This is a genomic window from Xanthomonas sp., assembly GCF_017163755.1.
Classification (GTDB): Bacteria; Pseudomonadota; Gammaproteobacteria; order Xanthomonadales; family Xanthomonadaceae; genus Xanthomonas_A.
This window is the reverse complement of the sequence record NZ_JAFIWC010000004.1, coordinates 123736-149802: the sequence shown is the minus strand read 5'-3', so window position 1 is coordinate 149802 and position 26067 is coordinate 123736. Positions and strand designations below refer to the sequence as shown.

General features: G+C 72.1%; 23 protein-coding genes. 12 read left to right on the top strand and 11 right to left on the bottom strand.

Annotation, left to right across the window (positions count from 1 at the left end; translation table 11 throughout):
- Nucleotides 1-19: 19 nt before the first annotated feature.
- Nucleotides 20-1402 carry an L-serine ammonia-lyase gene (locus JR065_RS04405; RefSeq protein WP_206232451.1) on the bottom strand — a complete coding sequence of 461 codons (1383 nt, stop codon included), beginning with the start codon at nt 1400-1402 and terminating at the stop codon, nt 20-22.
- 89 nt (nt 1403-1491) lie between these two features.
- On the opposite strand from JR065_RS04405, the gene JR065_RS04400 reads away from it, so the two are divergent.
- On the top strand, nt 1492-1719 hold the full coding sequence (locus JR065_RS04400; protein WP_206232449.1) for a glutaredoxin family protein: 228 nt from the start codon (nt 1492-1494) through the stop codon (nt 1717-1719).
- 225 nt (nt 1720-1944) lie between these two features.
- On the opposite strand, the gene JR065_RS04395 is transcribed toward JR065_RS04400, so the two are convergent.
- Genes JR065_RS04395 through JR065_RS04385 form a run of 3 tightly spaced genes read right to left on the bottom strand, consistent with a single transcriptional unit; the run spans nt 1945 to nt 3736 of the window.
- Nucleotides 1945-2511: a YceI family protein gene (locus JR065_RS04395; RefSeq protein WP_206232447.1), complete on the bottom strand. Its 567-nt coding sequence runs from the start codon at nt 2509-2511 to the stop codon at nt 1945-1947.
- Nucleotides 2512-2522: 11 nt separating this feature from the next.
- The gene (locus JR065_RS04390; protein ID WP_206232445.1) at nt 2523-3080 is read right to left on the bottom strand and encodes a cytochrome b; all 558 of its coding nucleotides are present in this window, start codon (nt 3078-3080) and stop codon (nt 2523-2525) included.
- Nucleotides 3077-3736, bottom strand: a complete 660-nt coding sequence (locus JR065_RS04385; RefSeq protein ID WP_206232443.1) for a YceI family protein — start codon at nt 3734-3736, stop codon at nt 3077-3079. The genes JR065_RS04390 and JR065_RS04385 overlap by 4 nt, the downstream gene beginning before the upstream one ends.
- Nucleotides 3737-3974: 238 nt before the next feature.
- Here JR065_RS04385 and JR065_RS04380 point away from each other — a divergent pair, with 238 nt between their 5' ends.
- Entirely contained in the window at nt 3975-7565 is a 3591-nt protein-coding gene (locus tag JR065_RS04380; protein ID WP_206232441.1) for a hybrid sensor histidine kinase/response regulator, read from the top strand.
- A gap of 441 nt (nt 7566-8006) precedes the next feature.
- Entirely contained in the window at nt 8007-11570 is a 3564-nt protein-coding gene (locus JR065_RS04375) for a hybrid sensor histidine kinase/response regulator (protein WP_241093369.1), read from the top strand.
- Between the two features lie 77 nt (nt 11571-11647).
- On the opposite strand, the gene mdtD is transcribed toward JR065_RS04375, so the two are convergent.
- From mdtD to JR065_RS04345, 6 genes are all read right to left on the bottom strand, one after another.
- Nucleotides 11648-13078 carry a multidrug transporter subunit MdtD gene (gene mdtD / locus JR065_RS04370; RefSeq protein WP_206232437.1) on the bottom strand — a complete coding sequence of 477 codons (1431 nt, stop codon included), beginning with the start codon at nt 13076-13078 and terminating at the stop codon, nt 11648-11650.
- A gap of 473 nt (nt 13079-13551) precedes the next feature.
- A complete protein-coding gene (gene hemE, locus JR065_RS04365) occupies nt 13552-14622 on the bottom strand; it encodes a uroporphyrinogen decarboxylase (protein WP_206232436.1) in 1071 nt (356 codons plus the stop codon).
- Between the two features lie 12 nt (nt 14623-14634).
- Nucleotides 14635-14889, bottom strand: a complete 255-nt coding sequence (locus JR065_RS04360) for a WGR domain-containing protein (protein WP_206232539.1) — start codon at nt 14887-14889, stop codon at nt 14635-14637.
- A gap of 538 nt (nt 14890-15427) precedes the next feature.
- Nucleotides 15428-16534, bottom strand: coding sequence for a 3-dehydroquinate synthase (gene aroB, locus JR065_RS04355; RefSeq protein WP_206232435.1), 1107 nt, complete (start codon nt 16532-16534; stop codon nt 15428-15430).
- Entirely contained in the window at nt 16531-17073 is a 543-nt protein-coding gene (locus JR065_RS04350) for a shikimate kinase (protein ID WP_206232433.1), read from the bottom strand. The genes aroB and JR065_RS04350 overlap by 4 nt, the downstream gene beginning before the upstream one ends.
- A gap of 93 nt (nt 17074-17166) precedes the next feature.
- Complete coding sequence (locus JR065_RS04345) at nt 17167-17991, bottom strand: kinase (RefSeq protein ID WP_206232431.1); 825 nt, start codon at nt 17989-17991, stop codon at nt 17167-17169.
- Nucleotides 17992-18032: 41 nt separating this feature from the next.
- Here JR065_RS04345 and pdxH point away from each other — a divergent pair, with 41 nt between their 5' ends.
- The 9 genes from pdxH to JR065_RS04300 all read left to right on the top strand — a co-directional run bounded on the left by pdxH (nt 18033) and on the right by JR065_RS04300 (nt 24383).
- Nucleotides 18033-18632 (top strand): pyridoxamine 5'-phosphate oxidase, encoded by a 600-nt coding sequence (pdxH, locus tag JR065_RS04340; protein WP_206232429.1) that lies wholly within the window; start codon nt 18033-18035, stop codon nt 18630-18632.
- Nucleotides 18629-19075, top strand: coding sequence for an aminoglycoside 6'-N-acetyltransferase (aac(6'), locus tag JR065_RS04335; RefSeq protein WP_206232427.1), 447 nt, complete (start codon nt 18629-18631; stop codon nt 19073-19075). The genes pdxH and aac(6') overlap by 4 nt, the downstream gene beginning before the upstream one ends.
- 1 nt (nt 19076) lies before the next feature.
- The gene (locus JR065_RS04330) at nt 19077-19865 is read left to right on the top strand and encodes an ABC transporter substrate-binding protein (protein WP_206232537.1); all 789 of its coding nucleotides are present in this window, start codon (nt 19077-19079) and stop codon (nt 19863-19865) included.
- 295 nt (nt 19866-20160) lie between these two features.
- A complete protein-coding gene (locus JR065_RS04325) occupies nt 20161-20577 on the top strand; it encodes a YjfI family protein (RefSeq protein WP_206232426.1) in 417 nt (138 codons plus the stop codon).
- Between the two features lie 10 nt (nt 20578-20587).
- A complete protein-coding gene (locus JR065_RS04320) occupies nt 20588-21379 on the top strand; it encodes a PspA/IM30 family protein (protein ID WP_206232424.1) in 792 nt (263 codons plus the stop codon).
- 129 nt (nt 21380-21508) lie between these two features.
- A complete protein-coding gene (locus JR065_RS04315; protein WP_206232422.1) occupies nt 21509-22177 on the top strand; it encodes a YjfK family protein in 669 nt (222 codons plus the stop codon).
- A gap of 64 nt (nt 22178-22241) precedes the next feature.
- Nucleotides 22242-22646, top strand: coding sequence for a DUF350 domain-containing protein (locus JR065_RS04310; protein WP_206232420.1), 405 nt, complete (start codon nt 22242-22244; stop codon nt 22644-22646).
- An 11-nt stretch (nt 22647-22657) separates the two neighbouring features.
- Entirely contained in the window at nt 22658-23215 is a 558-nt protein-coding gene (locus tag JR065_RS04305) for a DUF1190 domain-containing protein (RefSeq protein ID WP_206232418.1), read from the top strand.
- Between the two features lies 1 nt (nt 23216).
- Nucleotides 23217-24383, top strand: a complete 1167-nt coding sequence (locus JR065_RS04300; RefSeq protein WP_206232417.1) for a glutathionylspermidine synthase family protein — start codon at nt 23217-23219, stop codon at nt 24381-24383.
- Nucleotides 24384-24560: 177 nt separating this feature from the next.
- Here the strand turns inward: JR065_RS04300 and JR065_RS04295 are convergent, their stop codons facing one another.
- Complete coding sequence (locus JR065_RS04295) at nt 24561-25979, bottom strand: MFS transporter (protein ID WP_206232415.1); 1419 nt, start codon at nt 25977-25979, stop codon at nt 24561-24563.
- Nucleotides 25980-26067 lie beyond the last annotated feature (88 nt).

The window sequence follows — 26067 nt, the reverse complement described above, 5'->3', positions numbered from 1 at the left end:
CGCCCGCGGCGGACGCCGGTCAGCATTCGATGACGTTGACCGCCAGCCCGCCGCGGCTGGTTTCCTTGTACTTGTCCTGCATGTCGCGGCCGGTGTCGCGCATGGTCTTGATCACCTTGTCCAGCGACACCTTGTGCTTGCCGTCGCCGCGCATCGCCATGCGGCTGGCGTTGATCGCCTTCACCGCGCCCATCGCGTTGCGCTCGATGCACGGGATCTGCACCAGCCCGCCGATCGGATCGCAGGTCAGGCCGAGGTTGTGCTCCATGCCGATCTCGGCGGCGTTCTCGATCTGCCCGGCGGCGCCGCCGAGCGCGGCGACCAGGCCGCCGGCGGCCATCGAGCAGGCCACGCCGACCTCGCCCTGGCAGCCGACCTCGGCGCCGGAGATCGAGGCGTTCTCCTTGTACAGGATGCCGATCGCCGCGGCGGTCAGCAGGAAGTCGAAGATGCGCTGCTCGCTGCTGCCCGGGCAGAAGCGGTCGAAGTAGTGCAGCACCGACGGGATGATGCCGGCCGCGCCGTTGGTCGGCGCGGTGACCACGCGGCCGCCGGCGGCGTTTTCCTCGTTGACCGCCAGCGCGTACAGGTTGACCCAGTCCAGCGTGGTCAGCGGATCGCGCATCGCCGCTTCCGGCTTGGACGACAGTTCGCGGTACAGCGCCGGCGCGCGCCGCGATACGTTCAGCCCGCCGGGCAGGGTGCCCTCTTCGCGGATGCCGCGCGCCACGCAGCTCTGCATCGCGTTCCAGAGCTCGCGCAGGCCGTCGCGGATCTCGTCCTCACTGCGCCAGCATTTCTCGTTCTCGAACATCAGTTCGGCGATGCTCAGGCCGCTGCGCGCGGCCTGCGCCAGCAGTTCGTCGCCGCTCTTGAACGGGTAGGGCAGCGGGGTCTCGTCGGCGACGATGCGGTCGTCGGCGGCGTCGTCCTGGTTGACCACGAAGCCGCCGCCGACCGAGTAGTAGTCGCGCGTGGCGATCACCGACTCGTCGGCGGCGTAGGCGGTGAAACGCATGCCGTTGGTGTGGTAGGGCAGCTTCTGCCGCTTGTTCATCGCCAGGTCGCGCTTCTCGTCGAAGGCGATCTCGTGCCGGCCGAGCAGGCGCAGGCGCCTGTCGGCGCGGATGCGCTGCAGCGCCGCAGGAATGATGTCCGGATCGATCTGGTTGGGCAGGTGCCCTTCCAGGCCCATCAGCAGGGCCTTGTCGGTGCCATGGCCGCGCCCGGTCAACGCCAGCGAGCCGAACACCTCCGCGCGCAGCCGCACCACCTCGTGCAGCCGCCCCGCATCGTCCAGCCAGCGCTGCACGAAGCGCGCCGCGGCGCGCATCGGTCCGACGGTATGCGAGGAACTCGGCCCGATGCCGATCTTGAACAGGTCGAACGTGCTGACTGCCATGCTTGCCGAAGGGTGAGCGTAAAGACCGCTATTCTAAGCTTCCGCTCGTTCGCACATGACCCGCAGTGCAGCATTGGGAGTCCACGTTCATGCTACTGACCCTGTTCCAGCGCGACGACTGCCATCTGTGCGACCTGGCGCTGGCGGTGCTGGCGCAGGCGCGCGCGCCGGAGTTCGACAGCGTGTTCATCGATGGCGATCCGGCGCTGGAAGTGCGCTACGGCGAGCGCGTGCCGGTGCTGCGCGATGCCGGCGGCCGCGAACTGGAATGGCCGTTCGATGTGGCGCGGCTGGGCCAATGGCTGGCGCCGCGATAGCGCAGCGCGGGCGCCTCGCCCGCGGCGCGACGCCCGCGTGGCTGCACGGACGCTTGCGCGGTGTGGTCGCGCCGGACCGTCGCCTGCATGCCGGGGCGCTCCGGTCCGGGTCGCTGCAATGCCCGCCGCGACGAATCCCTGCCTTCTGCGCGCATAAAAAAAGCGGCGGACCCGACGAGTGGTCCGCCGCCCAGCGGCCGGGCGTTCGCGCCGGCCAGTGGCGACTCACTTCGCCTTGAACACGACCTTGGTGCTGATCGCGGTTTCGTTCGGGATGGTGCCGGTGTCGGCCCAGTCGCCGCCGCCCACGCCGAAGTCCAGGCGCTTGACCACCGCCTTGCCGGCCAGCACCGGTTGCGCCCCCGGGGTCCAGGTGAAGGTCAGGGTCACCGGCTTGCTGACCCCGCGCAGTTCCAGGGTGCCATCAGCCGCGTACTGGTTGCCGCCCAGCGCGCGGAACTTGCTGGCGCTGTAGCGCGCGGTGGCGAACTTGGCCACGTTGAAGAAATCCGCGCCCTGCAGCGTGGAGTCGCGGTCGGCATTGCCGCTCTTGGCGCCGGCCAGCGGGATGGTGACGTCGAGCTTGGAGGCGGCCAGGTTGGCCGGGTCGAAGCTGAGCTTGGTGTCGAAGCCGGGGAATTGGCCGGTGAACACCTCGCCGTCGTACTTGCTGGCGAACACCAGGCTCGAGCCCGGCGCCTGCACGTAGTCGGCGGCCAGCGCCGGCGCGGTGGCGAACATCGCCACCAGGCTGGCGGCGACGGCGGCGGGGGAAGCGAAACGGGACGACATCGGACGACTCCTCAGGATTTGGGGGAAAGCCAGCCGCGCGGCAGCATCCGCGCCAGCGTGGCATCGCGTTGGAACAGGTGGTGGTAGAACGCGGCGGCCGCATGCGCCACCACCACCGCGATCAGCAGCCAGAAGCCCCATTCGTGCACGCCGTGCGCCAGGTCGCGCAGGCGTTCGTCGGGGGCGCTGAGCTTGGGCACGGCGACCAAGCCGAACCAGCGGAACGGGCGCAGCCCGCTGGCCGAGTCGTACAGCCAGCCGGACAGCGGCATGGCGAAGATCAGCACGTACAGCAGCACATGGGTGGCGCCGGCGATGCGCTCCTGCCAGCGCGGCGTGCCCGGCACCGGCTGCGGCGCGCCGGCGTACAGGCGCCAGCCCAGCCGCGCGATCACCAGCGCCAGCACCGACAGGCCCAGCGACTTGTGCGCGGTGTACACCCAGAAGTACTTCGGCGTCTTCGGCAGTTCGCCCATGACCAAGCCGACCACGCCCAGCAGCAGGATCAACAGGGCGATCAGCCAGTGCAGGGTCTGGCTGACGCCGCCCCAGCGTTCGGTGTTCTTCATGGCGACGGCTCCTGCGTGGGGTCCGGTGCAACCGGCGGATCGGTGGGGGCGGCTTGGGCCGGATCGTCGCGTTCGGCGCGGCCCTGGCGGGTGGCCTCGGCTTCGATACGCAGCTCCACGGTGGCGCCGATCATCGACGGCCAGGCATCGATGCCGAAGTCGGCGCGCTGCAGCGTGGCGGTGGCGGAGAAGCCCACGGTGCGCCGGAACGGCGGCAGCGGATGCCGCTTGAGCGCGTTGAGGGTCACCTCCAGCGCGATCTCGCGGCTGACCCCGTGCAGGCTCAGTTCGCCGAACACGCGCGCGTGGGTGGCGTCGATCGGCTCGATCCGGGTGGAGACGAACCGCGCCTCGGGGTAGCGCTCGCCGTCGAGCAGGTTGCGCGCCAGCGCGGCGCGGTTCCACTTCTCGTCGCCCAGGTCGAGCCGCTGCAGCGGCACCTGCGCCTGCAGGCGCGCGCTGGTCCAGTCGTCCGGATCGAACACCAGGGTGCCGCTGCTGCCGGAGACCGTGCCCAGCGCCTTGGAGAAACCGGCGTGCTCGATCGCGAACAGCACGCGGGTGTGCACCGGGTCCAGCGCGTACTGCGCCGGCGCGGCCAGCGCGGTGGCGGACGGCAGCGTCAGCAGCAGGGCGAGCGCATGGCGCTGAAGCATCGGAAGGGGCCGCGGAAGAGGTAGGCGGATTCTAGGCCCAGTCGGGGCGCTTGCGCCGGCGCGGGACGCAACGGTTCGTTGCGCGGCGCGCGGCGAGTGATTTTGCAGGCGCCTCCGCGGTATAAGGACGCTGCCGCGACAGGACGCCGGCGCGATCGGCGCGTGCGCGCGGTGCGTTGCCGGCGGTGTGCCGGCGTTCACCCGCGCCGACCGGCCAACGCCCCAGGAGTAGCTACCGATGCACACACCCCGTCCCCGGCGCCTGCGGCGCGGATGGACGCTCGCGCTCTGCCTGCTGGCCGGCTGGTATGCGCTGGCCGCCGCCGCGGTGCCGGAACTGCCGCGGTTCCGCGTGCTCGGCGCCGAGCAGGGCCTGCCGTCCAGCGAGATCTCGCGGCTGGGGCTGGATCGGGACGGCTACCTGTGGGTGGCCAGCGGCGACGGCCTGGCGCGCTACGACGGCCGCGAGTTCCGTACCTGGCGCCACGAGCCGGACGACCCGCAGTCGCTGCGCTGCAACTACGTGCAGGAACTGCACGTGGATGCGCGCAACCGGGTCTGGGTCGCCTGCGAAGGCGGCGGGCTGAGCGTGCTCGACGCCGAGCGGCGCGGCTTCCGCCATTTCAACATGGCCACGCAGCCGGCGATGCGCAGCGACGAGGTGTTCGCGATCGCCAGCCGCGGCGAGGACGTGTTCTTCGGCACCTACAGCGGCGGCCTGTACCGGGTACGGGACGGTGGCGGGCTGCAGCGCGTGCGCGCTGGCGAGCCGGCGGTCGATGCGATGCTCGACAGCGCGATCGTGACTCTGGCCTTCGATCGTGCCGGGGTGCTGTGGGTGGGCACGGTCAAGGGCCTGGTCCGCTACGACGGCAAGCGTGCGCTGGCGTACCGGCTCGCCGACGGCACCCAGGCGCGGCAGGCGATCATCTCGATCACCGCGTTGCACGACGGCCTGTGGGTCAGCGCCAACACCGGCCTGTTCCGGCTCGATCGCGCCGGCCGCTGGCACCGTGCGGACTGGATCGGCCCGCTGCAGCGGGCGGTGCTGACCATCGGCGAGGACGGCGCCGGCGGCTACTGGGCCGGCAACGGCGAAGGGCTGTGGCACAAGCCGGCCGATGCGGCGATCCGGCGGATCAGCGAAGGCGATGCGGCGGTGTCCGGCGCCAACGTGGTGGCCAGCCTGCTGCGCGACCGGGAAGGCGGGCTGTGGGTGCCGCTGCCCACGCGCGGCCTGGGCTACCTGCGCCCGGACTGGCGGCGGCTGGCGGTGCTCGGCCCGGCGCAAGGGCTGCCGGCCGACATCTATGGCGGGCTGGCGCCGGCGCAGGGCGGCGGGGTCTGGCTGGGCGGCGCCGGCGGTAGCGTCTACCGGCTGGACACGCGCAGCGGCGCGCTGACCGCGCCGGCCTGGGATGGCCCGATCGGCGACCGGCTGATGTCGCTGCTCGAGGACCGCAACCGGCAGCTGTGGCTGGGCGGCAGTTCGACGCTGGCGCGCGGGCCGGCCGCGGGCGGTGCGCTGCGGCGCTGGGGCCGCACCCCGGGCAGCCCCGATCCCACGCCCGAGCTCGGCAACAACGCCTGGCTGCGGCAGGGCGCCGACGGCACGCTGTGGGACGCCGCGCCGGGCTTCGGCGTGCAGCTGCGCGCCACCGGCGATGGCCGGGTGCTGGACAACATCCCCGCCGGCCAGCGTGGCCTGGCCGGCGCCGACATCGCCGCCTTCGAACTGAGTCCGGACGGCGTGCCGTGGCTGGCGGCCGAGCGTTTCCAGTACTGGGACGCCGGCGCCGGGCAGTTCCGCACCCCGGCCGAGTTCGGCCAGGAGCGGGTGCAGTCGTTCGCCTTCGCCGACGCGCGCACGCTGTGGCTGCACCGCCGCTCCGGACTGGAGCAATGGCGCCGCGACGGCGGGCGCTGGCAGCGCGTGCGCCGCTATGCCGGCGCCGACGGCGTGCCGGCCACCGAGTCCAGCGGCCTGGCCGTCGATGCGCAGGGGCGGGCCTGGCTGGCGATGCGCCGCGGCCTGTTCCGGGTGGATCCGCGGCAGGCGGTGCCGGTGCGCGGGTTCGGCACCCGCGACGGCCTGGGCAGCCAGGAACTGGTCAATCGCGGGCTGCTGCTGGGCGCCGACGGCGTGCTGGTCGCCGCCGCCGCCGACGGCACGGTGGCGCTGCTGGACACGCAGCAGCCCGATCCGCCGCCGGTGCCGCTGGCGCTGAGCGTGGAGAGCGTGCAGGTGCGGCGCGGCGAGACGCCGGTGACGCTGCCGCGCGATGGCGGCTTCGTGCTGCGGCCGCAGGACCGCGACCTGCGCGTGGTCGCGCGGCTGCTGTCGTTCGTCGATCCGGAAGGGCACGCGTACCGCTTCCGCCTGCACGGCTACGACCGCGACTGGGTGATGGTGGGCGCAAGCGGCGAGCGCACGCTGCCGCAGCTGCCCGCCGGCGACAACGTTTTGGAGATCCAGGCCCGGACCCGCGACGGTGCCTGGTCGCCGTCGCTGCGGATCGATTTCCGCATGCGCCCGCCGTGGTGGCGCAGCGCCTGGGGCGTGGCCGCGCTGGCGGTCCTGCTCGCGCTGTCGTTGCTCGGTTCGCTGCATGCCTACCGCCGGCGCCTGCGCCGGCAGCACGCCTGGCAGCTGGCGCTGCACAAGCAGGAAGTGGCCGAGCAGGCGTCGCTGGCCAAGACCCGCTTCCTGGCCATGCTCGGCCACGAGGTGCGCACGCCGATGACCGGGGTGCTGGGCATGAGCGAACTGCTGCTGACCACGCCGCTGGATGCGACCCAGCGCGGCTACACCGAATCGATCCGCCGCGCCGGCACGCACCTGCTGCATCTGGTCAACGACGCGCTGGACCTGGCGCGCATCGAAGCCGGCCGGCTGCAGCTGGACCCGCACCCGTTCGACCTGCAACTGCTGCTGGCCGAGGTGGTGAACCTGATGGCGCCGCTGGCGCAGGCGCGCGGGCTGCACTTCCAGTGCCAGGACGCGATGCCCGGCGCGTGCATGGCCACCGGCGACGTGGTGCGGGTGCGGCAGATCCTGCTCAACCTGCTCGGCAACGCGATCAAGTTCACCGACAGCGGCGGCGTGATGCTGCAGCTGGCGCCGCTGCACGCGCCACCGGCGCAGGGCCTGTGCTTCGAGGTGATCGACACCGGCCCGGGCATCAGCGCCGAGCAGCAGACGCGGCTGTTCAAGCGCTTCGAGCAGGGCGAAGGGCCGCGGACCGCCGCGCGCTATGGCGGCAGCGGACTGGGCCTGGCGATCAGCCAGGAGCTGGCGGCGGCGATGGGCGGGCGCATCCAGGTCGACAGCCGGCTCGGCCACGGCGCGCGTTTCCGCGTCGAGCTGCCGTTGCCGTGGCAGCCGCGCGACGGCGCCGAGGCCGGCGACGCCGTGCCCGCGCCGCGGCCGCAGGCGCCGCTGCAGATCCTGCTGGTCGAGGACGAGCCCACCGTCGCCGAGGTGATGAGCGCGCTGCTGCGCGCGCGCGGGCATCGCGTGGTGCACGCCGCGCACGGGCTGGCGGCGCTGACCGAGGCCACGCAGGCCACGTTCGACGTGGCGCTGCTGGACCTGGACCTGCCGGGCCTGGACGGCCTGGCGCTGGCGCGGCAGCTGCGCGGGCTCGGCCACGATTTCGCGCTGATCGCGGTGACCGCGCGCTCGGACGCCGAGGCCGAGGCGCAGACGCGCGCGGCGGGCTTCGTCGGCTTCGTGCGCAAGCCGGTGACCGGCGACATGCTCGCCGAGGCGATCTACGCCGGCCTGGCCGCCGCTTCGGCGCCGCCGGCATCCGCCGCCGATCGCTAGCGGAGCTGACGGCTTCGGACACCGTCGGGGCTGAAGCCCCTCCCACAGTGCACCCGGCCGGGCGCACCGCGAGTCCCTGTGGGAGCGACTTCAGTCGCGACGAACGCAGCGAGAGACCCGACGGCTTCGGACACCGTCGGGGCTGAAGCCCCTCCTACAGTGCACCCGGCCGGCGCACCGCGAGTCCCTGTGGGAGCGACTTCAGTCGCGACGAACGCAGCGAGAGACCTGACGGCTTCCGATACCGTCGGGGCTGAAGCCCCTCCTACAGTGCACCCCGGCCGGCGCACCGCAATCCCTGTGGAGCGACTCCAGTCGCGACGAACCCGGCGATAGACCGCTGCACGGCGCTCGCACGGCGGTTGCCAGCGGGCGCGGTTATCGCCGACGATGCCGCCTGGGCGCCGGGGTGGCTGACCCGGTACGCACAGGGAGATGACGATGCGGTCAGGGGGGATCTGGTTGTGGCTGCTGCTGCTGTGCGCCGGCAGCGCCGGGGCCACCGTGCCGCTGACGCCGCAGCCGCGCCAGCTCACCGTGGCCGACGGACTGCCGTCCAACAGCATCAACGGCTTCGCCGAAGACCAGCTCGGCTACCTGTGGCTGGCCAGCAGCGACGGGTTGGCGCGTTTCGACGGGCGCGGCTACCGCATCTGGCGGGTCGAGGACGGCCTGCGCGACAACAAGATCTGGACCGTGCACGTGGATGCGCAGAACCGGGTCTGGATCGGCACCCAGAACGCGGGCATGGCGATGCTGTCGGCGGACCGGCGCACGTTCCGCTTCTACGACCGCACCGACTATCCGCAGATCGGCGGCAGCACGGTCTGGGCGATCACCTCCACGCCCGACGGCAGCATCTGGTTCGGCACCTCCAGCGGCGGGCTGCACCGCCTGCTGCCCGATGGCCGCATGCAGCGCTTCATGCCGATGCCGGGCGACGAGCGCAGCCTGCCGTCGGCGATGGTCACCCATCTGGCGGTGACCAGCGACGGCACGCTGTGGGTCGGCACCCGCGGCGGCGCGGCGCGCTGGACCGGGCGCGATTTCCAGCGCCTGCCGGCATCGGCGCTGCCCGAGCAGAAGGTCAACGGGCTCACCCCCGAGCGCGAGGGCAACCTGTGGGTCTCCACGCTCAGCGGCGTGCGCCTGGTCCGCCGCGACGGCCACGTGATCGCCCCGTACTGGCACAACATGGCCAGCGAGAACGTGCTGGCGATGCTGGTGCACGACCGCAGCGGCAACCGCTGGTTCGACACCAACGACGGCCTGGGCCGCGAGAGCGAGGGCGCGCAGATCCGCAACGTGCCGCTGTACAGCGCTTCGGCGCACGGCCTGGTCAAGCCGAACTGGGCGCTGGCGTTCGAGGACCGCGAAGGCGGCCTGTGGTTCGCCAGCCCCAACACCGGGTTGTGGTACTTGCCGGCGAACTGGCGCCAGTTCTCGGTGCTGTCCTACCGCGTCGACGATCCCGGCACGGTGGCCAATCCCTACGTGCTGGCCACCGCGCCCTCGCGCGACGGCGGCATCTGGCTGGCCGGCACCCGCGGCGTGCTCGACAAGCTGGACCCGGCCACCGGCGCGGTGCGCCACCACATCATGGCGATGTTCGGGCGCAACTGGTCGCGCGCGCTCACCGAGGACCGCAACGGCCGGGTGTGGGCGGGCAGCCAGGGCGCGCTGCTGCGCTACGACCCGGTCAGCGGCGAGGTCCGGCGCTGGAACACCGGCGATGCGGTCGATGCGCCGATGCCCGGCGACGTCGATGCGGCGATGCTCAGCGGCGACGACCGGATCTGGTTGTTCAGCGATGTCGGCGGCGTGCAGGTGCGCGACCTGGAAGGGCGCGTGCTGCGTACCATCCCGCCTGGCGCCGATGGCCTGCCGCTGTCGACGACGATGGAGGAGGCCAAGGTCGGACCGCTCGGCCAGCCCTGGCTGCTGGGACTGCATGGGGTGCTGGCCTGGAATCCGGCCGCGCAGCGTTTCGAGCCGGTGCCCGGCGCGCCGGTGCGCCCGCTGAGCACCTTCACCATCACCGAGGGCAACGTGATCTGGCTGGGCAGCGTCGGCCAGCTGGAACGCTACCTGTGGGACGGCAAGCGCCTGAACCTGCTCGACCGCATCGACGGCGAACAGGAGTTCCCGGCGCTGGCGCCGAACAGCCTGGTCGTGGACGGCCACGGCGTGGCGTGGATGGGCAGCGTGCGCGGGCTGATCCGGCTGGAGCCGGCCAGCCGCGCGATCCGCCTGTACGGCGTGCACGACGGCCTGCCCAACCAGGAGTTCTATCCGCACACGCTGGCCCAGGCCAGCACCGGGCAGATCGTCGGCGGCACCCCGGACGGGCTGGTGCTGTTCGAGCCGTCGCAGGTGGTGCCGTCCAGGCGGCAGCCGCCGCTGGTGGTGGAACGGGTCGGGGTGCGGCGCGGCGAGCGCGCGCTGGACCTGACCCACACCAGCGAGATCGCGCTGCAGGAAGGCGACCGCGACCTGCACATCGTGGCGCGGCTGCTGTCCTTCTCCGACACCGAGGCCAATAACTACCGGTTCCGGCTCAGCGGCTACGATCCGGAATGGGTCGACGTCGGCGCCAGCGGCGAGCGCCTGTTCTCGCGCTTGCCGGCCGGACGCTACACGCTGGAGATGCAGGCGCGCACCGCCGACAAGGTGTGGTCGAAGGTGACCGTGCTGCGCTTCCGGGTGCTGCCGCCGTGGTGGCTCAGCCCCTGGGGCCTGGCCGGCCTGGCGCTGCTGGCGGCGCTGGCGCTGTGGCTGGCCTCGCACCTGTACCGGCGGCGCCTGCGCCGGCGCAACGCCTGGCAGCTGGCCTTGCACAAGCAGGAACTGGCCGAGCAGGCGTCGCTGGCCAAGACCCGCTTCCTGGCCACGCTCGGCCACGAGGTGCGCACGCCGATGACCGGGGTGCTGGGCATGAGCGAACTGCTGCTGGCCACGCCGCTGGATCCGAAGCAGCGCAGCTACACCGAATCGATCCGCCGCGCCGGCGCGCATCTGCTGCGGCTGGTCAACGACGCGCTGGACCTGGCGCGGATCGAGGCCGGACGCCTGGAGCTGGACCAGCAGCCGTTCGACCTGGGCCAGCTGATCGCCGAGCTGGAGGCGATGATGGGGCCGATGGCGCAAAGCCGCGGCCTGTACTTCGAACTGGACAACGCGATGCCGGCCGAGGTCTCGGCCAGCGGCGACGCGACCCGGGTGCGGCAGATCCTGCTGAACCTGCTGAGCAACGCGATCAAGTTCACCGACCATGGCGGGGTCACCTTGCGCATCGCGCCGCAGCACGAGGCCACCGGCGTGCGTTTCGAGGTCGCCGACACCGGCCCGGGCATCAACGCCGAGCAGCAGGCGCGCCTGTTCCAGCGTTTCGAGCAAGCCAATGGCCCGCGCACCGCGGCGCGCTACGGCGGCAGCGGCCTGGGCCTGGCGATCTGCCAGGAGCTGGCGGTGGCGATGGGCGGGCGCATCGACATCGAGAGCAAGCTCGGCGTCGGCACCCGCTTCGTGGTCGAGCTGCCGCTGCCGTGGGTGGAATCGGCGCCGGGCCGCGGCGCGCGCGCCGAGCGCGACGTGGTGGCGACGCGGCCGCTGCGGATCCTGCTGGTCGAGGACGACGCCACCGTGGCCGAGGTGATCAGCGGCCTGCTCAGCGCGCGCGGCCACCAGGTCACGCACGCGGTGCACGCGCTGGCGGCGCTGACCGAGGTCGCCGGCAGCCCGTTCGACGTGGCGCTGCTGGACCTGGACCTGCCGGGCCTGGACGGCCTGGCGCTGGCGCGGCAGCTGCGCGTGTTCGGCTACGAGATGCCGCTGATCGCGGTCACCGCGCGCGCCGACGCCGACGCCGAGCCGCACGCGCGCGCCGCCGGCTTCGACGGCTTCCTGCGCAAGCCGGTGACCGGGGACATGCTGGCCGAGGCGATCGAGGAGGCGCTGAAGGGGCCGGGACTCGGGACCGGGGACTCGGGACTCGAAAAAGCGTGATGTCGCGGCTGATCGTTTCGTGACTTCGTAGACCAGCCGGCGCGGCGCTCCTACGGGTCCCGAGTCCCGAGTCCCGGCTACTCCGCCACTTCCTCCACCTGCTTCGGATGCGGCCGGGTATCGGGCAACTGCCAGAAGATCAGCGTGGAGGTCAGGGTGATCGCGCCGACGCAGACGAAGGTGGCGTGCAGGGCGGCGGTGGCGCCGTGGCCGTCGCCCAGGTGGCTGTTGAACGCGGCCAGCAGGCTGCCGGCCGCGGCTGCGCCGAAGCCGGTGGCCAGCATCATCACCATCGACAGCAGGCTGTTGCCGGCGCTGGCCTGGTCGCGGTCCAGGTCGCGCAACGTCACCGTGTTCATCACGGTGAACTGCAGCGAGTTCACCGCGCCGAACAGCGCCAGTTGAAGCAGCCGCCAGCCCAGCGCCTGGCCGGCGTCGAACAGCATGAAGCTGGACATCGCCATCCCGACCAGCACCGTGTTGGTCATCAGCACCTGGCGATAGCCATAGCTTTCCACCAGCTTCACCGCCGCGCGCTTGGCGGCCATGCCGGCCAGCGCCACCGGGACCATCATCAGCCCGGCATGCATCGGGCTCATGCCCAGGCCGACCTGCAGCAGCAGCGGGATCAGGAACGGCATGCTGCCGCTGCCCACGCGCGCGAACAGGTTGCCGAGGATGCCGATGCGGAAGCTCACCACCTTGAACAGGTGCAGCGGGAACAGCGGCGCGGCGGCGTTGGCCGCGTGCAGCCAGTAGCCGATCAGCGCGGCCAGGCCGGCGATCGCCAGCAGCATCACGAACGCGTGGCGCAGGCCCAGCTCGGAGATGCCGTCCAGCGCCAGCGACAGCGCGACCATGCCGAAGGCCAGCATCGCGTAGCCGACCAGGTCGAAGCGCACGCGCTGCTCGCCGTGGAAATCCGGCATCACCTTCAGCGCGGCGACGAAGCCGATCGCGCCGATCGGCAGGTTGATCAGGAACACCCAGTGCCACGACGCCACCTGCACCAGCCAGCCGCCCAGGGTCGGCCCGACCAGCGGCCCGATCAGCGCCGGGATCGCGATGAAGCTCATCGCGCGCAGGAACTGCTCGCGCGACACCGAGCGCAGCACCGCCAGCCGCCCGACCGGCAGCAGCATCGCCCCGCCAATGCCCTGCAGCACGCGCGCGGCGACCAGGTAGGGCAGGCGCGGCGCCGCCGCGCACAGCAGCGAGCCGAGGGTGAACAGCACGATCGCGGCCAGGAAGGTGCGGCGCGTGCCGTAGCGGTCGGCGATCCAGCCCGAGGCGGGGATGAACATCGCCACCGCCAGCGCGTAGCTGAACACCACCGACTGCATCTGCAGCGGGCTCTCGCCCAGGCTGCGCGCCATCGCCGGCAGCGCGGTGTTGACGATGGTCGCATCCAGCATCTGCATGAAGATGGCCAGCGACACCAGCCACAGCAGCGGGCGGAAGCTGCGGTAGTTCGGAACGGACAACGGATCGGGGGAGGGCGCGGACATCGGCACGCACGGCAACGCGGGGGCGCCCAGGATCGCGCATATCGCGTCGCGGTGTCGTGCAGCAGCGAGCGGTTGTGGCGCGTGGTGAACAGCGCAACTCCGCTGCGATGGCGGATCGACGCGCATTGCGCACTTCCTGTAGGAGGGACTTCAGCCCCGACCGCGTCCGGAGTGTGGAGGCTATCCGTCTTCGCTCGTCGCGACTGAAGTCGCTCCCACAGGGATTTGCGGTGCGCCCGGCTGGGTGCACTGTAGGAGGGGCTTCAGCCCCGACGGGTATCCGAAGCCGTCGGGTCCACTACTTCGTTCGTCGAGGTTGAAACCGCTCCTACAGAGAGCTTTCGGCACGGCGACCGGGTGCACGGTGGGAGGGACTTCAGTCCCGACTGCAAGATGGCGGAAGCGCGCGTTGCCTCGCTCCGCGCATCCGATGAGCGAAAGGCGCCCATCGCTTGCGACGGCTCGGTACGCGGCTATGCCTGCGCGCGGCGGCTGTGCCGCTGCACCGCGGCGACCAGCGCGCCGACGTGCTCGGGCTGCATGTCCGGCGACAGGCCGTGGCCGAGGTTGAACACATGCCCTTCCGGCGAGCCGTTGCCGTCGGCGTAGCTTTGCAGCACGCGCTGCACCTGCGCGTCGATCGCCTGCGGCGAGCCGTACAGCATCGCCGGGTCCAGGTTGCCCTGCAGCGCGACGCGCCCGCCGGTGCGGCGCGCGGCCTCGGCCAGGTCGACGGTCCAGTCCACGCCGAGGCCTTCGGCACCGGAGGCGGCCAGTTCCTCCAGATACGGCGCGTTGCCCTTGCCGAACAGGATCAGCGGGGTGCGCTCGGCGCCTTCGCCGCGCGGCAGTTCCCGGGCGATGCGCTGCAGGTAGGGCAGCGAGAACTCGCGGTACATCGCCGGGCTGAGCACGCCGCCCCAGGTGTCGAACACCTGCAACGCCTGCGCGCCGGCCGCGCGCTGCGCGGCCAGGTAGGCGATCACCGCGTCGGTGTTGACCGACAGCAACCGGTGCAGCGCCGCCGGCTCGTTCAGGGCCAGCGCCTTGATCCGCGAATAGTTGTCGCTGCCGCCGCCTTCGACCATGTAGCAGGCCAGCGTCCACGGGCTGCCGGAGAAGCCGATCAGCGGCACGCGGCCGTCCAGTTCGCGGCGGATCACCCGCACCGCGTCCATCACGTAGCGCAGCTCGGTCTCCATGTCCGGCACGCCGAGCCGGGCGATCGCCGCCGCATCGCGCACCGGGTGCTTGAACTTGGGGCCTTCGCCTTCGACGAAGTACAGCTCCAGCCCCATCGCGTCGGGGATGGTCAGGATGTCGGAGAACAGGATCGCCGCGTCCAGCGGGAACCGCGCCAGCGGCTGCAGGGTGACCTCGCAGGCCAGCTCCGGGGTCTTGGCCATCGCCAGGAAGCTGCCGGCGCGCGCGCGCGTGGCGCGGTATTCGGGCAGGTAGCGCCCGGCCTGGCGCATCAGCCATACGGGGGTCTGGTCCACGGGCTCGCGGCGCAGCGCGCGCAGCAGACGGTCGTTCTTCAGCATCGGGGGGTTTCCTCAGCGCGGCGCGTCGGCACCGCGGGTGAACATGACCTGGAAGCCGCGCTTGAGTTGCGCGTCGCGGGCTTTCTCGAAGGCGGCGTGGGCTTCGTCCTGCAGCAGGTATTGCTCGCGCTTGAGCTGCGCGCGGCCGCCGATCTGGCCGGTTTCGCGCAGCAGTTCCCAGCCGCCGAACAAGTCCGGTTGCAGGGTCAGCTGGATGTAGCGAGGCGGCTCGTTGCCGCCGGGACGTTGCTGCAGGAAGACGCGCATGGGCCGATTGTACCGATTGCCGGGCGCGGCGACGTCGACGCGGCGTGCGCCGTTCGGGCGCGGGCAGGGCAGCGGCGGGGTGTGGCAGGGCGGTGGCAGGGTGGCGGCGTTCGCCAGGGCCGCTTCGACGAGCGTGCAGGGGGTGGCGAACCATGAAGCTACTACCCACTGCAACGCGGCCGCCGGAGCGGGGCTGAAGTCCTCCACGGTGCATCCGGCCGGCGCCCATGCAGGAGCGACTTCGGTCGCGACCGGCAAACTGCAAGACATCCGGCTTCGGAAGCGGTCGGGGCTGAAGCCCCTCCTACAGTGCCGTCCGTAACTCCTGCAGGAGCGACTTCGGTCGCGACCGGCGAAGCGGCGAGGCATGGGGCCTCCGAAGCCGTCGGGGGCCGAAGCCTCGCCATGTACCGGCCGGGGCAATGCAGGAACGACCCTCGAAGACCTCGGCATCAGCGCACGCATGGCGCGCCGTGCAATCGCATGGCCCGCCAGTGCACGGCCCGCCACGGCCGGCCCGCGCCCAGCGCCGTCGCCGTCAGCTTCCCAGGATCGCCAGCACCTGCGCCTCGTCCACGTCCGGCACCACCACGGCCTGGCCGATGCCGTGCCACAGCACCAGGCGCAGCCGGCCGGCGACGTTCTTCTTGTCCAGGCGCATCCGCGCCAGCAGCGCCTGCGGCGCCAGCCCGGCCGGCATGGCGGTGGGCAGGCCGTAGCTGTCCAGCAGGTCCTTCAGCGCCGCGGTGTCGGCGTCGGTCGCCATGCCCAGCGCCGCCGACAGCCGCGCGGCCAGCACCATGCCCACCGCCACCGCCTCGCCATGGTTGAGGTTGTCGTTGCCCGGCGCGCCGTAGCCCTGCTCGGTCTCGATCGCGTGGCCGAAGGTATGGCCCAGGTTCAGCAGGGCGCGCTCGCCCTTCTCCAGCGGGTCGCGCGCCACGATCTCGGCCTTGTGCTCGCAACTGCGCGCGATCGCCTGCGCCAGCGCGCCGGCATCGGCGTCCAGCAGCGCGCGGCGCTCGGCGTGCAGCCATTGGAAGAACAGCGGGTCGCGGATCGCGCCGTACTTGATCACCTCGGCCAGCCCGGCGCGCAGCTCGCGCGGCGGCAGGCTGTGCAGCGCGGACGTGTCGGCGAGCACGGCGCGCGGCGGGTGGAACGCGCCGACCAGGTTCTTGCCCTGGGCGATGTCCACCGCGGTCTTGCCGCCGACCGACGAGTCGACCATCGCCAGCAGCGTGGTCGGCAGCTGCACGCAGTCCACGCCGCGCATCCAGCAGGCGGCGGCGAAGCCGGCCAGGTCGCCGACCACGCCGCCGCCCAGCGCCAGCACGCAGGCGTCGCGGGTGGCGCCGAGTTCGGCCAGCGCGTCGATCGCGCCGCCGAAGCTGGCCAGCGTCTTGGACGCCTCGCCGGCGGCGATGACGAATTCGCCGATGCGCAGCTCCGGCCGCGCGGCCAGCAGCGCCTGGCGCACCCGCGCCGCGTACAGCGGGGCGACGCGGCTGTCGCTGAGCAGCAGCACGTGGCGGCCGCGCACGTGCGCGGCCAGGCGCGCGCCGTCGCCGAGCAGGCCGGGGCCGATGTGGATGGTGTAGGCGGGGTCGCCGCCGACGTCGACGGTGCGCAACGCAGCATTCATGCAGAGGGTTCCGGAAGCTTCCATAGCGAGGCCAGGCGCACGACCAGCTGCGCGGTGGCTTCGGCGGGGGTGAGGTGGTCGGTGTCCAGGGTCAGGTCGGCGACCTCGCGGTACAACGGCTCGCGCCGGGCGTTGAGTTCGCGCAGCACCTGCTCGCGGTCGCCGCGTTGCAGCAGCGGACGGCTGCGGTCGCGCTGCAGCCGCTGCAGCTGCGATTCCACGCCCACGCGCAGGTACACCACGAAACTGTGTTCGCGCATCTGCCGGCGGCTGTCGGCGTCGAGCACCGCGCCGCCGCCGGTGGAGATCAGGTGCCCGGGCGCGGCGAGCAGGGTCTGCAGCACCGCGCGCTCGTGCTCGCGGAAGCCGGCTTCGCCGGAATGCTCGAAGATCGAGGCGATGGTCGCCCCGGCGCGCTCGACGATGGCCTGGTCGGCATCGACGAAGGCCAGGCTGAAGCGCTCGGCCAGGCGGCGGCCGATCACGCTCTTGCCGGCTCCCATCGGGCCGACCAGCACGAGATTGGAGGCGGGATTCATCCGCCGATGCTAGCAGACGGGTACCGGACGAACGCCGGCGGCCGATAGCGGCCGCGCACATGCGTGCGCCGGCAGCCGGGTTGGACGCGCGCGCTACTGCGGCGGCAGCAGGCGCCGCTGCGCGTCCAGCGCGACGACCCGGTCGGCGATCGCCGGCAGGGTGCGCAGCGCCTGGCGGCTGACCCGCTCGAAGTGCTGCACGAAGCGCTCGAGCCGGGCCCGGTCCATGCCCGGGCGCTGCGGATCGTCGGCCTGCAGCGCCTGTTCCTGCTGCCAGCGCCACTGCGGCACGATGTCGAAGCCGGGCGGCTGCAACAGCCACAGCTGGTCGATGCGCTGCCACAGCGGCGGATAGTCGCGGCGCAGCGCGGCATTGCACCAGCGGCGCCAGCGGCCGTCGGCGTCCTCGTCGCGCTCCAGCGCGTTCAGCGGCGCGGCCAGCGCCGCGTCCGCTTCGGCCGGCGTGCCCAGGCACCAGCCTTCGAACACCAGCAGGTCCAGGCGCGCGGCCACCGTCGGCCAGTCGCGCACCGGCCGGCGGTCGTCGCCGAGCTTGTCGAAGCGCGGCAGCGCGGCGCGGCGGCCGGCGCGCAGCGCATCGAGGGTCTGCAGCGCCAGCGCCAGGTCGTGGGTGCCGGGCGGGCCGCGCGTGGCCAGCAGCGGATGCACCTGCTGCGCCAGCGCCTGGCGCTGGCCGCGGGTGAGGTAGACATCGTCCAGCGACAGCAGCGCCGCGTTCAGTCCGCGCGCCTGCGCCGCGGCCACCAGTTGCGCGGCCAGGGTCGATTTGCCGCTGCCCTGCACGCCGCTGATGCCGAGCACCGGCGTGGCCTGCGGCAGCGCCAGGGCCTGTTCCAGCGCGGCATCGACCCAGGCGGCGGGGAAGCCGTGCGGCGGCGCGTGCGTCGCGTCGTTCATGGCGCGACAATAGCGCATCGTCCGCCGAGTGCCTTGCCGCCATGCCCGATCTCCACGCCGAAGCCCTGTCCACGTTCGCCGCGTTGTTCGCCGAGGCCAGGACCAGCGACGAGGCCGAGTACAACGCGATGGTGGTCTCCACCGCCGGGCTCGACGCGCGGCCGTCGTCGCGGGTGGTGCTGCTGAAGGACTTCGACGAGCGCGGCTTCGTGTTCTACACCCACCTGGACAGCCAGAAGGGCCGCGAACTGCAGGCCAATCCGCAGGCGGCGCTGCTGTTCCTGTGGCGGCGAATGCGCCAGGACGGGGTGCAGGTGCGCATCGACGGCGACGTGCAGCTGGTCGCCGCGGCCGAGGCCGACGCCTATTTCGCTTCGCGCCCGCGCATGAGCCAGATCGGCGCGTGGGCCTCGGCGCAGTCGCAGACCCTGGCCTCGCGCGAGGAATTTGCCGAGCGCGTGGCCAAGGTAGAAGCCAGCTTCGAAGGCCGCGAGGTGCCGCGGCCGGAAGGTTGGGGCGGCTTCCGCGTGGTGCCGCGCACGTTCGAGTTCTGGTACGGCGCGCAGTACCGCCTGCACGAGCGCTGGCGCTACGACGCCGATGCCGCCGGTCACTGGTCCAAGCGGATGCTGTTCCCGTGAGCGAGGCGTTTTCGGTGCGCGCCGCCGCGGCCGCCGACCTGGACGCATGGAGCGCGCTGCGCGCGGCGTTGTGGCCGGACCAGGACGAGGACGAGGACCTCGCCGCCGAGCTGCAGCGCGACGACGCGGCCAGCTTCCTCGCCTTCGCCGACGGCGTCGCGGTCGGTTTCGCCGATGCGGCGCTGCGCCGCGACTACGTCAACGGCACTGACAGTTCGCCGGTCGGCTTCCTCGAGGGCTGGTACGTGCGGCCGGCATGGCGCGGTCGCGGCGTCGGCCGCGCGCTGCTGCGCCAGGTGCTGGACTGGACCGGCGCGCGGGGATGCAGCGAGTTGGCCTCCGACGCGCTGCTCGACGATTTGCCGGCGCAGGCCGCGCACCGCGCCTGCGGCTTCGAGGAGACCGAGCGCGTGGTGTATTTCCGCATGCCGGTGCGTGGCTGACGTGGGCCCACGGCGCATCGTCTGCCTGACCGAGGAGCCGACCGAGACGCTGTACGCGCTCGGCGAGCAGGACCGCATCGTCGGCATCAGCGGCTTCACCGTGCGCCCGCCGCAGGCGCGCCGCGACAAGCCCAAGGTCAGCGCCTTCACCAGCGCCAAGATCGGCGAGATCCTCAAGCTGCAGCCGGACCTGGCGATCGGCTTTTCCGACATCCAGGCCGACATCGCCGCCGAGCTGGTGCGCAACGGGGTGGAGGTGTGGATCGCCAACCACCGCAGCGTCGAAGGCATCGTCGACTACATCCGCCGGCTCGGCGCGCTGGTCGGCGCGGCCGCGCGCGCCGACGCCTACGCCGATGCGCTGCAGCGCGGGCTGGACGCGGTCGCGGCGCAGGCGGCGGCGTTGCCGCAGCGGCCGCGGGTGTATTTCGAGGAGTGGGACGAGCCGATCATCACCGGCATCCGCTGGGTCGCCGAACTGGTGCGCATCGCCGGCGGCGACGACGTGTTTCCCGAGCTGTCGGCCGAACCGCTGGCCAGGGCGCGGATCCTGGCCGATGGCGACGAAGTGGTGCGGCGCGCGCCGGACATCATCCTGGGCTCGTGGTGCGGCAAGCGCTTCCGTCCCGAGCGCGTGGCCGCGCGGCCCGGCTGGGCGGCGATCCCGGCGGTGCGCGACGGCCAGCTGTTCGAGATCAAGTCGCCGCTGATCCTGCAGCCGGGCCCGGCCGCGCTGAGCGACGGCGTGCGCGCGATCGCCGACATCGTGCAGGCCTGGGCGCGGCGCTGAGCGGTTGGCCGCAGCCCGCATCCGGCAGCGCAGACGTGCCGCCTGCATGAACGGTGGGTAATCGCGCCCTCCGCCGCAACCTGCAGCGGCAATGGGCCGTAAAGCGCGTGCCCGACGGTCGATGCACGAGTCCCCTGCATCCGCCGCTGCCGGCACAGCGCCTTGCTTTAACCAATCCCCATCCCCACCGTCCAATCCAGGCGTCCCGCCGCTGACGAGCGTAACGCGCAGTCTGTACTATGGCGCCTCGCGGTTCGCGCCGCCCTCTGCCGAGTTCTAAGGACCAGGAGTCTGCATGTCCCCGTTGACCACCACCGCACTGTACGCCCTGCTGGCCGAACGCTACCGCGATGCGCCGATCGATATCGAGCTGTTCGAGGGCGTCGAGCCGGCGATCAACCTGACCCTGCACGACTATGGCGACATGGAGATCCAGGTGGCCGCGTCCGGTTCGCAGATCTTCGTGTCCACGGTGCTGGCGCCGGCCGACCAGGTCGCCGACCGCCACGGCCTCAACGACGCATGCATGCGCCTGAACCCGCTCAACCCCCTGTCCAACCTCGGGCTGATCCAGCACGAGGGCAAGGACACCTACATCATCTTCGGCGAACTGTCGGCGTCCTCGTCGATCGACGAGGTCGACGAGGAAATCCAAGTGCTGGCGGCCAATACCCTGGACGCCGCCGAATCCCTGAAGCCGTTCTTTGCCTGAGGCGTTTCCTGTGAGCATATTCTCCAAACTGCTGACCCTGTTCCGCGGCACCGCCCACGAAGTGGGGCAGAAGGCCGTGGACGCCAACGCGCTGCGCATCCTCGACCAGGAAGTGCGCGACGCCGGCGCCGAGCTGACCCGCTCGCGCGAGGAGCTGACCAAGCTGATGGCGCAGAGCAAGCTGGCGCAGCAGAAGATCGACGCGCGCAGCGGCAAGATGGCCGAGTACGTGCGTTACATCGAAGGCGCGCTGGCCAAGGGCGACGAGGCGCTGGCGCACGACGTGGCGGCCAAGCTGGCCGCGCTGGAGACCGAGGACAAGGCCGACCAGGCCACCAAGGTGCAACTGGACCAGTCGATCGTGTCGCTGAAGGCGGCGATCCACAAGGCCGAAGGCCAGCTGCGCGGCATGCGCCAGCAGATCGACACGGTCAAGGCCACCGATGCGGTGCAGCGCGCGCAGGCCACCATCGCCGCGCGCCACGCCGGCGCCAACAGCCGCATGGGCTCGGCGCTGGAGTCGCTGGACCGGATCAAGGCGCGCCAGGCTGAAACCTCGGCACGGATCGAATCGGCCGAGGAACTGGAAAGCAGCAGCGGCGACGGCGACCTGAACAAGCGTCTGGCCGCCGCCGGCCTGCTGGCCGGCGATGCGGACGCGGCCTCGGTGCTGGCGCGGTTCAAGAAGCCGCTGCAGCTGAGCGCGGACAGCGCGCCGCCCGCGCTGGCGCCGCCGACCCCGCCCACCGCCACCCTGAGCGATGTGCACGAAGTCGGTGTGCGGCGCGACTCCAACAGCTAGGCGCGCACGGCACACGATGCCCATGCCGTTCGCCGCTGTGTTCCGGCGCGTGGGCCGCGCCGCGATCGCCCGCGCTGACGTGGCGCCGGCCGACGCGTTCCCTTCCAATGCCTGCGTGGAGCTGTGCGGATGAGCCTGTTGGGAAAGCTGTTCGGTAGCAAGCCCGCCGCGCCGGCGCCCTCGGCCGGCGGCCAGATCCCGCATGCGCTGCCGCTGGGGCTGCGCATCGGCGGCCAGGTGCAGTTCGACACCACGATGTTCCGCGTCGCGCCGGGCGCGATGACCGCCGAACTGCCCGGCGGCTACCAGGGCATTCCCTGCTACGGCCATATCGACCTGGGCGACGGCTACGCGCTGCACCGCTTCTACGTCGACGACGACGCCTACATCCAGGTCAGCACCTGCGCCGGCGACGTGGAGGCGATGAAGGGCTTCGTGTTCGTGGAGACGGTCAATCCGCCGACCAAGGACGCGTTCCAGCAGTTCGTCCTGCACAACGACCACCTCGGCGCGCCGAGCATCGACTACGCCGGCCGGCGCTGGTCGCGCAGCACCCAGTCCACCGAGCAGGGCGGGCGCATTCCCGCCATCGCCTACGACGAGGTGCTGTACCGGCACATGCCGCCGCGCCGCGACGGCGACCTGACCCACTACGCGATGCTGTACAGCCGCCACGTGCCGGAACTGGACCGGGACGAGTTCCTGCTGGTCACCGGCGAGGACTCCGGCCCGAACGAATTCTGCATCACCTACGCGATCGGCGTGGACCTGAGCATCGCCGATCTGGACATCACCTGACCGCCGGCGCTGCGCCGGACGGCGCGGCACGGTTCGCTCCCTTCGCCATTGCCGAGGCTTTCGCATGCATGCCATCACGCTCCAGAGTTTCATCGCGTTCCTGTCCTACGTCGGCGTCGGCCTGGGCGTGCTGATCGCCGCGGTGGTGGTGGTGGCGCTGATCACCCCGCACCGCGACTTCACCCTGATCCGCAACGGCAACGCCGCCGCGGCGACCGCGATGAGCGGCACCCTGATCGGCATCGCGCTGCCGCTGCACGCGGCGATCAGCTACTCGGTGAGCCTGCTGGACGCGCTGATCTGGGGCGCGGTGGCGGCCGCGATCCAGGTGGTCGCCTACCTGCTGGCGCGCCTGGTCACCGGCCGCATCTCGCACCAGATCACCGACAACGTGGCCGCGGCCGGCATCTTCTCCGCGGGCGTATCGATCGCGGTGGGCCTGATCAACGCCGCGGCGATCACGCCGTAAGGGGAGGGCAGATGAAGCGATCGACCAATCTCAAGCTGAGCCTGATGGCGGCGACGCTGTCGGTGCCGCTGCTGGCCTGCGATTCAGGAGAACCGACTGGGCAGGTGCTTGCTTCGCCCGACCAGTGCGCGGCGCAGAAGGAAGTCAGCGTCGAGGAATGCAACGCGGCCTACCAGAAGGCGCAGCTGGACCACCAGAAGGTGGCGCCGCGGTTCCAGGACCAGGCGCAGTGCAACGAGCAGTTCGGCAGCTGCACGCAGGCGCACGACGAGCGCGGCCAGGTCAGCTGGATCCCGCCGATGGCCGGGTTCCTGATCGGCTACGCGCTGGGCAACGCCGGCGGGCGCTCGGTGATGGGCGCCTCGCCGCTGTACCGCGACTACCGCGACGGCGGCTACTACAAGCCCAACGGCGACCTGGCCGGGCGCAACCCCGGCACGGTGACCGGCAAGGCCGGCCTGCCGCCGCCGCCGAGCCGCGCGATCACCGTCTCGCGCTCGGGCTTCGGCTCCAGCGCCGCGGCGCGCAGTTCGTTCGGCGGCGGCCGCAGCAGCGGCTTCGGCGGCTGACGTGCGCCGCATCCGCATCGACGAGCGCCCGGACTGGCGCGCGCAGGCCGAGCAGCTCGGTTTCCACTTCCACACCATCGACGGCGAGCCCTACTGGGACGAGACCGCGTACTACGCCTTCGACCTGCGCCAGGTCGAGGACGATATCGAGGCGCCGACGCAGGACCTGCACGACATGGCGATGCAGCTGGCCGGCGAGGTGGTCGAGTCGGAGGAATTGCTTTCGCGGCTGGGCATTCCCGCGCATTACTGGGACTGGGTGCGCGAATCGTGGCGCAACCGCGACGCGCATCTGTACGGGCGCATGGACCTGGCCTACGCCGGCGACGGCCCGGCCAAGCTCTACGAGCTGAACTACGACACCCCCACCTCGCTGTACGAATCGGCGTACTTCCAGTGGCTGTGGCTGGAGCAGCAGCTCGCCGCCGGCCGCCTGCCCGCGGGCGCGGACCAGTACAACCGCATCCAGGAACTGCTGTGCGAAGCGCTGGCGTCGCTGGTGCAGGCCGGACGCCTGGTCACGCCGATGCATTTCTCGGCGGTGCGCGAATCGGTGGAGGACCGCGCCACCGTGCAGTACCTGCGCGACTGCGCGCACCAGGTGGGCATCGCCACCGAGGAGGTGGCGATCGAGGACATCGGCATCAGCGCCGAGGGCTGGTTCACCGATGCGCAGGACCGGGTGATCCGCAGCATCTTCAAGCTGTATCCGCTCGAATTCATGATGCAGGAGGAGTTCGGCCCGCACCTGGTGTCGAACAAGATGCAGCTGCTGGAGCCGGCGTGGAAGTCGGTGCTCAGCAACAAGGGCATCCTGCCGCTGCTGTGGGAGCGCCACCGCGGCCATCCGAACCTGCTGGAAGCGCATTTCCAGGCGCCGGGGCAGGCGCTGGCGCCCGGCTGGGTGCGCAAGCCGCTGTTCTCGCGCGAGGGCGCGAACATCGACGTGCTGACCGCGCAGGGCGAGCTGATCCAGTCGCCCGGTCCCTACGGCGACGGCCCGGCGATCGTCCAGGCCTACCATCCGCTGCCGCGGTTCGAGGGCAATTATCCGCTGGTCGGCAGCTGGGTGGTCGCCGACCAGGCCGCCGGCATGGGCCTGCGCGAGGACGCCGGGGTCATCACCCGCGATACCTCGCGCTTCGTGCCGCACGCGATCGTCGGCTAGCGCCGCTTCTCGCCTGCCCGCGGCAACGGATGCCCGCGCGCGGGAGCGACGCCGGGCGGCCGCCGGCCGTCGGTCGCGACGGGCGTTGCCGACGGGCCTGGTGCGACTGCGAAGCGCCCGTACGTCCGTGGCCCGGCGCGCTCGCCGGAACGCCTCCATGCGTATCCGCGCGCCGCCTCACGCCGGCGCACGCGTGCGCCCGGCGATCGCCAGGCCGAGCAGCGCCAGCAGCGAGGCGACCGCGAAGGTCGACAGGTAGGCCAGCGTCGCCGAGCGCGCCAGCAGCGCCGCGAACAGCGAGCCGCCCACCGCCAGCGTGGTCGCCACCGCGATCGCCTCGCTCAGCTGCAGCGCCGAACTGTTCTCGCCCTGCTGCGCCGGCGGCGACAGGGTCAGCGTCAGCACCGACAAGGTGGGGTAGATCAGGCCCATGCCCAGCCCGGCGGCGGTCCAGCCGAGCATCGCCAGCGCCGGCGGCACCGACGGATGCAGGGCCAGAGCGGTGCCGGCGATGCCCGACAGCATCAGCGCGCCGCCGATGCGCAGGCGGCGCAGGCGCGAGCCGCGCTGGCCGTAGTGGCCCTGGTACCACGAGCCGGCGAACCAGCCCAGCGCGCCGATGCTCAGCGCCACGCCGGCCCAGGTCGGCGACAGCCCGCGTTCGCGCGACAGCAGCAGCGGCAGGAACGCCTCGCAACCGAAGAACGCCGAACCGGCCAGCCCGCGCAGGGCGATCACGCTGGGCAGGCCGCGCGCGGCGCGCAGCGTGCCGGCCGGCAGCAACCGCCACGCGCACAGCGCCAGCAGCGCCAGCGCGGGCACTACCATGGCCAGCGCCAGCGCGCCGCGTTGCTGGCCGCCCAGGTACAGCAGGCACACGCCGGCCGCGGCGCCGGCCGACCACAGGACCGGCCCCGGCCGGCCGCGTCCCGGCGCCGGACGCGGCGGCAGCCTGCGCAGCGCCGGTTGCAGCAGCAGCGCCGCCGGTAGCGCCAGCAGCGGCACCGCCAGGAACACCCAGCGCCAGCCCACGTGCTCGACGATCAGCCCGCTGATGCTCGGCCCGATCAGCGACGGCACCACCCAGCCGGCGGAGAACGCGGCGAAGATGCGCGGCCGCATCGGCTCCGGATACAGCCGCGCGACCAGCACGTACAGCGCCACCGAGATCGCGCCGGCACCCAGCCCCTGCACCAGGCGGCCGGCCAGCAGCATCGGCATGTGGGTGGCCCAGCCGGCCAGCAGCAGGCCGCAGACGAAGCACGCCAGCCCGCTCCACAGCGGCGCGGCCGGGCCGCGCGCGTCGCTCCAGCGCCCGGCCACGCTCATGCCGATCACGCTGGTGGCCAGGGTGCCGCCGAACGCCAGCGCGTACAGCCGCAGCCCGTCCAGTTCGCGCGCCACGGTCGGCATCGCCGCGGCCACCGCCAGCGCCTCGAAGGCGATCAGCGAAACCAGCGCGACCATGCCCAGCGTGGTCGCGCGGTAGCGCGGCGCGAGCACGGATTCGGCGGGAGCGGGGGCAACGGCGGGCGATGGCATCGCCGCCAGCGTGGCATCGCCGCGGTCTGGCGAAGGTGAAGCGTCGTAGTTCATCCAATCGACCTTTGTGCACGCGCGCGCCGACGCGGGCTTGCGCGGTGCTGGACGCCGGTGCAGCATTCGACCTCAACCACAGTTGAGG